This window comes from Ferdinandcohnia sp. SAFN-114, from assembly GCF_059415045.1.
Genome location: NZ_JBPFDQ010000028.1, coordinates 46,581 through 57,740, shown reverse-complemented (window position 1 = coordinate 57,740; position 11,160 = coordinate 46,581). Strand labels below are relative to the sequence as shown.

The 11,160-nt window shown below is 38.5% G+C and carries 13 protein-coding genes; 11 read left to right on the top strand and 2 right to left on the bottom strand.

The genetic code is table 11. The annotated features are described in order from the left end of the window. Positions 1 to 277: 277 nt before the first annotated feature. Both ACR65M_RS11075 and ACR65M_RS11070 read left to right on the top strand, forming a co-directional pair. A complete protein-coding gene (locus ACR65M_RS11075; protein ID WP_341329890.1) occupies positions 278 to 412 on the top strand; it encodes a hypothetical protein in 135 nt (44 codons plus the stop codon). Between the two features lie 17 nt (positions 413 to 429). After that, the gene (locus ACR65M_RS11070; RefSeq protein ID WP_440273333.1) at positions 430 to 1,941 is read left to right on the top strand and encodes a sodium:solute symporter family protein; all 1,512 of its coding nucleotides are present in this window, start codon (positions 430 to 432) and stop codon (positions 1,939 to 1,941) included. A gap of 179 nt (positions 1,942 to 2,120) precedes the next feature. Here ACR65M_RS11070 and ACR65M_RS11065 read toward each other — a convergent pair whose 3' ends face one another. Continuing rightward, complete coding sequence (locus ACR65M_RS11065; RefSeq protein ID WP_341329893.1) at positions 2,121 to 2,444, bottom strand: DUF192 domain-containing protein; 324 nt, start codon at positions 2,442 to 2,444, stop codon at positions 2,121 to 2,123. Between the two features lie 241 nt (positions 2,445 to 2,685). Between ACR65M_RS11065 and ACR65M_RS11060 the strand changes: the two genes are divergently transcribed. Genes ACR65M_RS11060 through ACR65M_RS11020 form a run of 9 tightly spaced genes read left to right on the top strand, consistent with a single transcriptional unit; the run spans position 2,686 to position 9,808 of the window. After that, on the top strand, positions 2,686 to 2,871 hold the full coding sequence (locus ACR65M_RS11060; RefSeq protein ID WP_341329894.1) for a Flp family type IVb pilin: 186 nt from the start codon (positions 2,686 to 2,688) through the stop codon (positions 2,869 to 2,871). A 55-nt stretch (positions 2,872 to 2,926) separates the two neighbouring features. Continuing rightward, on the top strand, positions 2,927 to 3,436 hold the full coding sequence (locus ACR65M_RS11055) for an A24 family peptidase (RefSeq protein ID WP_440273332.1): 510 nt from the start codon (positions 2,927 to 2,929) through the stop codon (positions 3,434 to 3,436). Then, on the top strand, positions 3,433 to 3,849 hold the full coding sequence (locus ACR65M_RS11050; protein ID WP_440273331.1) for a TadE/TadG family type IV pilus assembly protein: 417 nt from the start codon (positions 3,433 to 3,435) through the stop codon (positions 3,847 to 3,849). Before ACR65M_RS11055 ends, ACR65M_RS11050 begins: the two co-directional genes overlap by 4 nt. After that, positions 3,850 to 4,836, top strand: a complete 987-nt coding sequence (locus ACR65M_RS11045; protein ID WP_440273330.1) for a TadE/TadG family type IV pilus assembly protein — start codon at positions 3,850 to 3,852, stop codon at positions 4,834 to 4,836. Between the two features lie 28 nt (positions 4,837 to 4,864). Then, entirely contained in the window at positions 4,865 to 5,458 is a 594-nt protein-coding gene (gene cpaB / locus ACR65M_RS11040) for a Flp pilus assembly protein CpaB (protein ID WP_341329898.1), read from the top strand. Continuing rightward, entirely contained in the window at positions 5,458 to 6,630 is a 1,173-nt protein-coding gene (locus ACR65M_RS11035; protein WP_440273329.1) for a CpaE/TadZ family protein, read from the top strand. The genes cpaB and ACR65M_RS11035 overlap by 1 nt, the downstream gene beginning before the upstream one ends. Then, positions 6,630 to 7,943 (top strand): TadA family conjugal transfer-associated ATPase, encoded by a 1,314-nt coding sequence (locus ACR65M_RS11030; RefSeq protein WP_440273328.1) that lies wholly within the window; start codon positions 6,630 to 6,632, stop codon positions 7,941 to 7,943. The genes ACR65M_RS11035 and ACR65M_RS11030 overlap by 1 nt, the downstream gene beginning before the upstream one ends. Continuing rightward, positions 7,940 to 8,890, top strand: a complete 951-nt coding sequence (locus ACR65M_RS11025) for a type II secretion system F family protein (protein ID WP_440273327.1) — start codon at positions 7,940 to 7,942, stop codon at positions 8,888 to 8,890. The genes ACR65M_RS11030 and ACR65M_RS11025 overlap by 4 nt, the downstream gene beginning before the upstream one ends. Before the next feature lie 6 nt (positions 8,891 to 8,896). Continuing rightward, positions 8,897 to 9,808, top strand: coding sequence for a type II secretion system F family protein (locus ACR65M_RS11020; RefSeq protein WP_440273326.1), 912 nt, complete (start codon positions 8,897 to 8,899; stop codon positions 9,806 to 9,808). A gap of 72 nt (positions 9,809 to 9,880) precedes the next feature. Here the strand turns inward: ACR65M_RS11020 and ACR65M_RS11015 are convergent, their stop codons facing one another. After that, positions 9,881 to 11,098 carry an MFS transporter gene (locus ACR65M_RS11015; RefSeq protein ID WP_494776423.1) on the bottom strand — a complete coding sequence of 406 codons (1,218 nt, stop codon included), beginning with the start codon at positions 11,096 to 11,098 and terminating at the stop codon, positions 9,881 to 9,883. Positions 11,099 to 11,160 lie beyond the last annotated feature (62 nt).

The following is an 11,160-nucleotide window of genomic DNA, read 5'->3' as shown; positions in this document are numbered from 1 at the left end:
CCCTTTAGGGGCTTCGTTGGTAAAGTGCCCTTATAGGGCGAAATCAAAACCGCCCGTTCTACGGGCGGATACTTACTGAAAATTTTGTAAGAACTCTAAGTTGTTTTGTCAGATTATTACATTGACAAAATTTGTTTGAAAGAATAACCTACCATTATCTTTATATTCATAGAATACTATATATAGAAAATATAAAGTGTAGTGTGATAATTAATTCTGATGTCTGTAACTTCTATTTGGGATGGACTGAATGTAAATGCGAAAGGTGGGTGTCTGTATGTTTATAGCAATGATGTTCTGGGTTGGGGTTATGGTATTTAGCGTAGTGTTAAATACATTTCTTTGCTATAAGGTAGAAAAGTCCGGTGTAAAGCGTTGGGGAGCTACTGGAAGAATATTCAAATATAAATAGAAAAGTGAGGGGATTCGATGGTTTGGTACGTAGCTGTATTTGCTTTTTATATTGTTTTTCTTATCTGGGCAAACCTCAAAAGCCTTAAGGCTGCAGAATCTATCGATGATTTTGCAATCGGTGGGCATAGACTGGGTTTGCTGATGAGTATCGGTACTACAACCGCTACATGGGTAAGTGTGGCATCGGTTATTGGAATACCGGGTTATCTATATAGTACTGGAGTTGCTACAATTATCGGGTGGGTAGCCGGTTGGGCGTTTGGTGGAGCATTACTACCACTTGTCGCCTACAAAGTCAGAAGGCCAAAAGTACCTGCAAGGACATTCCCGGAATTTGTTCGATTTCGATTTGAACCTTTTAAGAAAAAGAGTTCCCTCCAAGCTTTGGTTGGGATACTAATGTTTATTGGTTACTTGCTCTTAGTAAATATTCAGGTAACGGGCTTCGGTATTGTGTTCTCCACGATAACAGGCATTAAATATGAATTTGCTATTTTTGGTTTCTTACTATTTATACTATTAACAAGCCTGGGTGGATTCTGGTCAGTTGCTGCAACTGACACATTAAATACATTACTGATAACAATTGGTGTTATTTTAGCAGCTGGTGTTGTCTTGGTATTAACTGGTGGAATGACCAATATCCTTGATACACTTGCTACCACTACAGCACCAACAATTGTAGGGGGACCTGAACTTGAAAAGGGAATCCTTCTTTCACCAGTTGGATCTTTCGGTCTTGGAGCATTATTTTCTATCTTTATTTCAAATTCACTTGGAACACCTTCTTCACCGCACTGGGTAGCAAGAATGGTAGCACCAAAAAATATTAAAATTGCAATCTTACAAATCATGGGTACTATATTTTTATTAATTTTTATCATGGGCCCACTTATCATCGTTGGCCTAGGTGCAAAAGTATTAATACCTAGCTTACCTGTTGGGAAAACAACAGACTATATTGTTCCATTGCTGATCCAAGAGTATATGCATCCATTTATTGGGGCAGTCATACTTATTGCCATTTGTGCGGCAGCAATATCTACTGCTAACTCGATGCTTTTACACTGTGCAACGTCACTTTATTATGATGTGTATTTAAACATCTCTTCGAAAAAGGTTTCAGACAAAGGATTTAGAAATTGGTTGCGTCTAAGTATTTTTGGAATTGCAATCGTTGCTGTTTTACTTGCGATTAAACCACCTTGGTTTATTGCGATGGGCTTCACGTATGTATACGGTGGTTTTGGTGCAGCCTTCTTCTTAGTTGTATTTTTTGGATTATACTGGAAGCGAATGAACAAGGCAGGAGCCTATACAGGAATATTAGTGGGTTCAGTGGTGTATATAATCGCAAAAGCGATGGAAGCTACCAATCCATTCGTTGTAGCCGTAACAGCTTCATTAATTGGAGTACTAATCGCTGTATTTACAACGAAAAAACCACCAATCGAAGCATACGAACCATACTTCAACGCAGAAGTCAGCAAATCCACCGAAGAACTATATGCGAAAATCAGAGATTAAATGGGACATAGGGACAGGTCCCGCGTCCCACCAAATTTTTCCTGGGACAGTGTACCTGTCCCTCTGACCCAAATTGAAAAAGGTGACCTATTTTGTAGGTCACCTTTTTTGTGTTTTGTATAAAGAACATCACGGCGGCTGGCTCAAAGAACAATTTAGCGATCGATTAAGTGAACTTTTTAGAGAACAAGTTTGTCACCGATTTGTAGATTGTACTTTTCTATAGTCCCTGTTGGGAGTTCTAAAGTAGAAAAAGCTTTTCTATTAGGGATCGCAATTTTCCAGGGCTGGAGGTTATAGCGTACATCTACTATTCTATTTTCCTTATCTAAGAAAACAATATCCAGCGGAAATCTCATAAAGAACATATGTATAGATTCACATGGAGTTAAATGAAGGCCTTTATTTACGTATGGTTTCCTTTCAAACATCAAGCCCTTAAATCGCTTCATAAATGTATCAGCCTTACTAATTGGTAGATCTAGGTCTAAAGAATGTTGCATAATCCATTCCTCCTATCGAGTTAGTTGTTAATGTTCATTATATAGGATATTTTGTTCTAAATAAAAAACAAAAAAGTAAGAAAAAAAGAGAAAAAAGGAGATTAATAGAGAAAGATGGTCATTATATAGAACGAATGGCCTATTTTGGCTGTTTCCAATATAGAACGTTCGATATATACTAAAGTCAAGTTCAATATAAAGAACAAAACAAACCAAAAACAAATTTTAGGAGGAAACAAAAATGATGAAAAACGTAGTAGGAAGATTAGTTAAGGAAGAAGAAGGACAAGCATTAACAGAGTATGGGTTATTGGTTGGGTTGATTGCAATGGGGGTTGTTGCTGCAATCGTAGCACTTGGAGCCGATATTGCAGGTGTATTTACTTCTATTTCGACAAAATTAAAGTCTATCGTAATACCGTCATAATTAGAAAGCCCTGCCCCGGCAGGGCTACAATTTTATCAAGTGGAGGAAAACAAAAATGGAAAACCTAATAATTTGCCTCATCCTATTCATCTCCGTAATAACAGATCTTCGCAACCGAAAAATCCTTAATATTGTAACCTTTCCAGCCATAATAGGCGGCCTCATTTATTTTTCTATTTTCTCTGGATTTGATGGCTTTGTATTTAGCGGAAAAGGATTTTTAGTGGGACTCGGATTACTTTTCATTCCATTTGCAATGGGTGGTATAGGAGCCGGAGACGTTAAACTTTTAGCCGCAATTGGAGCCTGGAAGGGAGCAATGTTCGTTTTTTACACGGGTATTTATGCAGCGATTATCGGAGGAGTCATTGCTATTTTCATCCTTATTAAACAAAGGAAACTAGGATTCACATTTAAAAGTATGCTATTTTCACTTATGTTTTTCAGAGGAACTCAAGGCTCACTAGAAATCAACTCAGGTAACCAAGGAACGGTATCCATTCCATATGCAGTACCAATAGCGATTGGTGCCCTATTATCCTTTATGTGGGAGTTATTACGATGAAGTCACAAAAAGGTCAATCATTAGTTGAGACAGCACTTATTCTACCAATCATATTAATGATTTTATTTGGGATTACAGATTTTGGTCGTATCTTTCATGCGTATTTAACACTCGATCATGCGGGAAGAGAAGCGGCTAGAGTTGCAACAGTCGGCTCGGATTTAGGGACGATACAAACAACTATTTCAAATGCAACTGATACATTAGAGAGCGATGACCCTTCTAATCCAAAAATGGTAGGCAAAACAGTTTATTTTGGTTCAACGGTAGTAACCGATGCATCAGCAACTCCAACAAGCGGTGAAGAAGTAAAGATTGAGCTAACCTATGAAGTTGACTTTCTAACCCCAATCATTGGTCAAATAATAGGAGAGTTCGACTTGAAGGATACCACGGTTATGAGGGTGGAATAAATGGAAAGAGTCTATAAGTTGATTAAACGTTTATATAAGGACCAGAGTGGTGTATCGATGGTTCTTGTCGCAATTCTCATGGTTGCAATCCTTGGATTTTCAGCGATTGTCGTGGATGCTGGAGCCTTATACTTTAAGAAAGGCCAGCTTCAAAAGGCATTAGATGCAGCGGTACTTGCTGGTACTCAGGAACTAAGAGGGAAACCATTTAATGAAACTGTGAAAAACTCCGCAATATATACAGCTAAAGAAATCGCTCAAAAGAATGGAATCTCAATTGTAGATGATGGAACAGAGAGTAACAAAATTGAGGTTACTCAGAATTCTGTAGCAATCACACAAACTGTTAATGAAAATTTATATTTTGCAAGAGTACTATCCCCAGATTTTACAGATGCAGATGTAAAAGCATATGCAAAAGCAGAATATCAGTCCCTTCTAAATAGTAGTGAAGCGATTCCAATGATGCTTAAGTACAATGCTTTCAAAAATGTGTATTTTGGACAAGAATTCGAATTAAAGGAAGAACATTCCGAAACGGGTAATTTTGGATTTATCGCGATAGATGGTTCTAATGGGGCAGATGACCTAAGAATAGCAATTGAGAATGGTGTCGAGGTGAAGATAGGTGATTCTCATTATCCTGAACCAGGTAGAATTTCCAGCGCAACTTCTACATTAAATGCACGAATTGTTGCCGATAACAATGATCCGAGCAGAAGTGATAAATGTAATGATCCAACAAAGGCAGATAGCTCATGTAAAAGACTCGTTACGATTCCAATCGTTGATGTTACTTCTTTTCCGAATGGAAGAAGTCAGAAAGTAGAGATTATGGGGTTAGCAGCATTTTTATTAACAGAAGCAAGTGGTACTGGCAGTAATGAAAAAATAACGGGCAAATTCATTGAGTTTATACTGGACAGTAGTTACACGCCAAATCAGGGATACCCTGAAAGATTACCTAAAGTCAAACTCATAAACTAGTAAAAAATATCAAAAAAGCAGGTGACGTATGAACACGAAAAAAATCTGGATAGCTGCAATGGTTTTCGGACTTGTTGCATCTGGGCTATTATACATACTTTTAAATTCAGAACAGCCAACGAAAGCACAAACTGCTAGCAAAGAAGTTGTACAGGAAGATAAGGCTGAAGAAAAAGAGGAAATTGTACAGCCGGAAGAAACAGAAGTGGCTTCTGCAGAATCGTCAGGAATAAAGATTGCAAAAGGAAACCGCGCCATGACAATTGCTGTGACAGATGTTCAAGGGGTAGCTGGACATATTAAACCGGGTTCATTTGTCGATGTTGTGGCAGTAATGACGGTACCGGAAGAATATAAAGAGAAAGGACAACATGATTCAGCGACACTCCTTTTGCAAAATGTAAGGGTAATAGAAATTGGTCATGCAGCGGATAATCCAGAAACAGAGAAGAAACGCTACCAAATGGTAACTGTTGAAGTAACGCCGAAGCAAGGTTTGGCATTAGGATTTGCTTCAAGATATGAATTGTATTTAATGCTTAGAGATGAAGGGGACCACGATGTGGAACCAAAACATACGCATGTTCATGAGGACCAACTTCACGAAGGAGTGTTTAAGTGATGATTAAGCTAATTTCTATTTTTGAAAATGAAGAAACAAAGTCAATGCTTGATGCTATAGCGAAAAAAGTAGATAGAAAAATCGAGTGGACTACTCATGAGGAACTTTTTGAGAAATTGCTTCCAACTGAGCTGTCACTTGTATTACTCCCACAATCTACTTCATATGACATCTACCATCTATGTTCAAAGATTAAGAATGAGTACCGTAATACAAAGGTATCGTTAGTTTTCGAATATGAAACAGAGCTAGATTCCAAGCAGGCCATTCGTGCAGGGGCGACAGACGTTATTTTTCTATCGTCAAGCCCTTCAAAAATTCGTGATGATCTTCAAAATGCGATTCAAGAAACTAAAAATCAGATTAGCTATCAATTCGACCAACCTAAAAAGAACGGAAAAGTCATTACGATTGGAAGTACAAAAGGTGGAGTTGGCAAGACCAGTATCTCTGTTAACCTAGCGGCCTCTTATGGAAAGAGATTAGCAAAGGTTGCGATTCTTGATTTAGACCTTCAGTTTGGTGATGTCTCAATGTTCTATGATGTGAAACCGAAAAGAACAATATATGACTGGGTAAAAGAAGATCGTAATGGGTCGCAAATTGAAAACTTTATGACGCCTTACAAAAATGGAATTTCCATTTTAGCAGCTCCGCAGCGCCCTGAATTTGCAGAGGTGATTACAGGTGACGATGTGAAAAGGGCCATAAAAACGTTAAAAGAAAACTACGATATTGTCGTCATCGACACAGCACCGCATTTAGATGAGAATTCAATTGTTGCATTGGAAAAATCGGATGAAATTCTTCTCGTCACACATCAGGACCTACCAACTTTAAAAAATACAAGATTATTAATTGATACATTAGAAACCTTACAACTTCTTGAAAAGGTAAAAATGGTTCTAAACCGCCAGGCTAAGGTAAAAGGGCTAACAATCGAAACGGTCGAAAAGATCATTGGGCAAAAGGTGGCCTTCACATTACCAGCAATGGAAAAAGTCATGGTTACTTCAGTCAATGAAGGTAAGCCACTCGTCTATTCCTATCCTAGGTCACAGGTGGCGAAGAAAATTTTCCAAATGGCCGATACCATTTTTACGCCTGTTGGTACATCCGACCGCAAAAAACTTAAGTCAAAACGAGTGATCCATGCAGGGGGTATGGTCTGATGTCGTTATTAGCGAGGCTCGGAGGTGAGACTCCGGTTAAGGAGCTAAAGAAGGACACTCCAAAAATAAAGACAGCAAGCGTTAAATCAAGTGAACTGGGAGTTCGCCTACACAATTATCTAGTTGAGGAATTGAAAAAGCCCATATATCAAGACCGAAACCTAGAGGAAATAATTGAAAAGCTTTCGGAAAGTTTTCTTGAAGCAGAGGGTGAACAGCTCGCTTACGAAGAAAAGAAGCAGCTAAAATATGATATGTCCTACGAGCTAACAGGTTTTGGACCAATTTCTCCTCTGCTAGCTGACCCAGAAGTTTCTGAAGTCATGGTAAATGGTCCAAAGGATATTTACATTGAGTCGAGGGGAAAAATCGAAAAAACAGATATACAATTTCGCGATGATTTGCATGTTTTACGGATAATCGAAAAAATTGTTGCTCCATTAGGACGCAGAATTGATGAGAGTTCCCCATTAGTAGATGCAAGACTACCGGACGGTTCACGTGTAAATGCAATTATCCCGCCACTAGCATTAAATGGACCAACAATTACAATTCGAAAATTTTCGGCAACTCCTTTTACAATCTATGATTTGTTGCGGAAGGGAACTTTAAGTGAACAAATGGCCGACTTTTTAAAGGCTGCCGTAGAGTCAAAGTTGAATATTTTTATTAGTGGGGGAACAGGATCTGGGAAAACGAGCACATTGAATGTGTTGTCATCGTTCATTCCGAGAAATGAACGTATCGTTACAATTGAGGATGCTGCCGAGCTTAGGTTATCACAAGACCATGTGGTGTCACTGGAGTCACGGCCACGAAATATCGAGGGACAAGGTGAAATAACCATTCGTGATCTTGTTCGAAATTCACTACGGATGCGCCCAGATCGAATTATTGTCGGAGAAGTCCGTGGTGCGGAGGCACTTGATATGCTTCAAGCGATGAATACTGGACATGATGGCAGTTTAGGAACGGGACATGCGAACACCCCTCGAGACCTTTTAGCAAGGCTAGAGACAATGGTGTTAATGGCAGGATTCGATCTTCCTGTTAGAGCTATTCGAGAACAAATTGCGGGTGCCCTTCATTTAATTGTCCAACAATCTCGAATGAAAGACGGTACAAGAAAAATCACGAAAATTACCGAAGTCTTAGGACTTGAAGGAGATACGATTGTCCTGCAGGATCTTTTCGTTTATCAGGAGGGGAAAAAGCAAGAGTTTGCCGCTACTGGAATTCTTCCGGATTGTGCCGAAAAGCTTGAGTATGCTGGCTTTGATGTACGATCGATGATTAGGGAGGAGTGGGTATGAGCACTTCTCTTTTAATTGCTATATCTGCGTTTTTGGTTGTTACCCTTTTTACCGGAATTGTAATTACAATGATTTCGGAAAAAGGAAAGTATGAAAAACGAGTTAGCAAGTACCTGCCTATAAAGAAAGAGGAAGAAAAGAAAAAGAAGAACCGCGAAAGTGTATTTGTAAAAAAAGTCAGCGAAAGTATGGAGCGGACCATTCATTTTTCAAAATACGAAACGATTCTTACGCAATCAGGGCTAAAAATGACTCAAGGTGAATTGTTTATTTGGAGAGTGATTGGTGCATGTGCAGTCGTGGGTATCGGATATTTATATGAGCTCCATTTGCTATTATTGATTTTTTGCGGGATTATTGGATTCTATCTTCCAATTTTATATATCAAACGGAAACGAAAATATAGACTGAAAAAATGTTCGGAACAGCTAGGAAACGCATTAGGGACAATGGCGAATGCATTACGGGCTGGTTTTAGTTTCATGCAGGCGATGAAAATGGTAGCTGAAGAAATCGAAGATCCGTTAGGACCAGAATTTTTGAATACACTGAAGGAAATCAATTATGGGGTTAAGATTGAGGATGCCTTTGATAATCTCCTAAAAAGATTACCAGATCGGGAGCTCGAAATGGTTTTAACGACGTTGCTAATCCAACGCTCAAGTGGAGGAAATCTAGCATATTTACTTGAAACAATGCAGGAAACAATTATTGACCGCTCGAGGGTGCAAGATGAGGTAAAGACATTGACCGCACAAGGTAAAATGTCCTCGGTTATTATTACATTATTACCGCCAGCGCTGGCATTGTATTTAACTTTTGTAAACCCAGAATATTTTAATATGCTTTTTTCACATCCATTAGGTTGGGGGATGCTTATCGTGGGTGGAATTAATATGATTTTAGGCTGGGTATTTATTAATAAAATTGTACACATTGAGGTGTAGGTTCCAATGATACAAATCTTTTTTATTATCGCTAGTTTCCTTTGTTTTATGTTGCTCATTGGTGGATTGCTAAGTCTAATATATAAAAAGGACATTGCGATTGAAGCGCGGACCAAGCATTATTTTGGCCCAGACATCGAAAGAGAAATACCGGTGAAGAAACAGAGATTACAGTTGCATGTAATGAAAAATTATAGTGACAGGCTGAAGTTGGTTGTCGATAAAAAAATGGCGAGTTCGAAAAAAAGAGAACTCGAAACAAGGCTACGTGAAGCGGGATACCCGTTGAAGTTGTCAGCCATCGACTTTCGTTTTTTACAGCTGTTAATTGGGGGTGTCCTGTTTCTATCGGTTTTTTTGATATTAGGTAGTACAGCCATTTTTTCAAGGATTTTACTAGCGAGTGTGGTTGCGGCTTTAGGGATTTATTATCCTTCATTTTATTTAAGTACAATCATAAAAAAACGGAGACATCAGATTCAAAAGAGTATGTCTGATTTTTTTGATATGGTCAATTTATCAATTGAGGCAGGGATGGGGCTGGATGCCTCGATTCAAAAGGTATGTAAGCAAATGAAAGGGCCATTGTCAGAGGAATTTATGCAAACAATGGAGGACATGAAGTTAGGAAAGTCAAGGAGAGAAGCATTTGCAGATCTTCGCTCTAGGGTTCCAATCCCTCAGTTCCAAAGTATCATTACTTCACTCATCCAAGCAGACATGTTAGGTGTGGGTATGGCAAAGGTTCTCCACCAACTGACTCAACGAATTCGGGAGCAGCGGACTCAATTTGCACGTGAACAGGCCATGAAGGCACCAGTCAAAATGATTTTTCCAATGATGCTATTTATCTTCCCATCCATCTTTATCGTATTAATGGGACCGTTAATTATTTATCTAATCGAAAATGTAATGTAGGACAGTTGACCTGTCCAAACATAGAAAAAGGTGACCGAATTTGGTCACCTTTTTTGAACAGTCACTGTTCCATCAAATCATCGCTTTGACTTGCGGTTTTGACTTTGAATTTCTTTGCCACATGATCGTGATGAATAATGTGACAATGAGAAGGATTAGGCCTAAGATGAATGGATAGATAATATTAACATCATATAATAATCCGCCAAGTGTTGGGCCTAATATGTTTCCAATACTCATATATGCGTTATTCATTCCCATCGCAAATCCTTGTTCATTGCCTGCAAGCTTAGAAATTAATGTGTTAAGCACAGGTCGCAGGATGGAAGTAGCAAGGAAAACGAGTAGTGAAATAGCAAAAAACATCGCAAAACTAGTAGCAACTAATGAAAGAAGGAAGCCTAAAGCAGCGACAGAAATAAAAATATTTAAGATTTTACCTTCTCCAAATCGTGTTACCATGCGATCTACAACGAATAATTGAACGATAACACTGACAAGTCCAGTTGACGTTACCATGACCGCAATATCTTGTGGTGTGGCTTGATATTGGTTATCAACGAAAAGTCCGATAACTGATTCAAATGCCATTAATCCGAAGCTCATTACAAGTGTTATAACCAATGGAATGAAAAATGGCATTCGGACAGATCGTACTAATTTTTTTGCCATTGTTTCATCATCAACAGGCATGAATCCCTCTTCTTTTTGTTGGCTTTCCTTTAGTACCGCAAAGGAAAAAATGACTGATACAAGCGAAACCAATGCCGAAATTAAAAAAGGAAATTTTAATCCAAAGTCAGCTAAAAATCCGCCGATACCAGGTCCCACTACAATTCCAAGAGACATAGCCGCGGAAACATAACTATTTCCTTTTGCACGTTGTTCCATCGTTGTTATATCCGCAACATAGGCAAAAATAGCTGGAATAAGAAGTGCTGCTCCGATTCCACCAACAACGCGTGATGCATATAGTAGCCAAATTGAATCTACAAAATAAAAAATAAACATGGACAATGTTAACCCGGATAGTCCATAGATAATCATCTTTCTACGGCCATATTGGTCTGTCCACTTACCTGCGATTGGTGAGAAAATAAACTGCGCACCAGCAAAAATAGCAATCATAAGGCCAGCTGCTTTTCCACCCTCATTGATTGATTCAAGATAAGCAGGCAAAATGGGAATAATAATCCCAAAACTTCCTATTGCAATAAACATATTGATCATCAAAATGATCATTTTTTTACGTTGGTCTGCTGACATCAATACACCTCTTTTTTCATGAATATTTATATAAAAACTTTAATTCTATTTCACATTAGCTATACTAAGTTAATACATCCCAATCC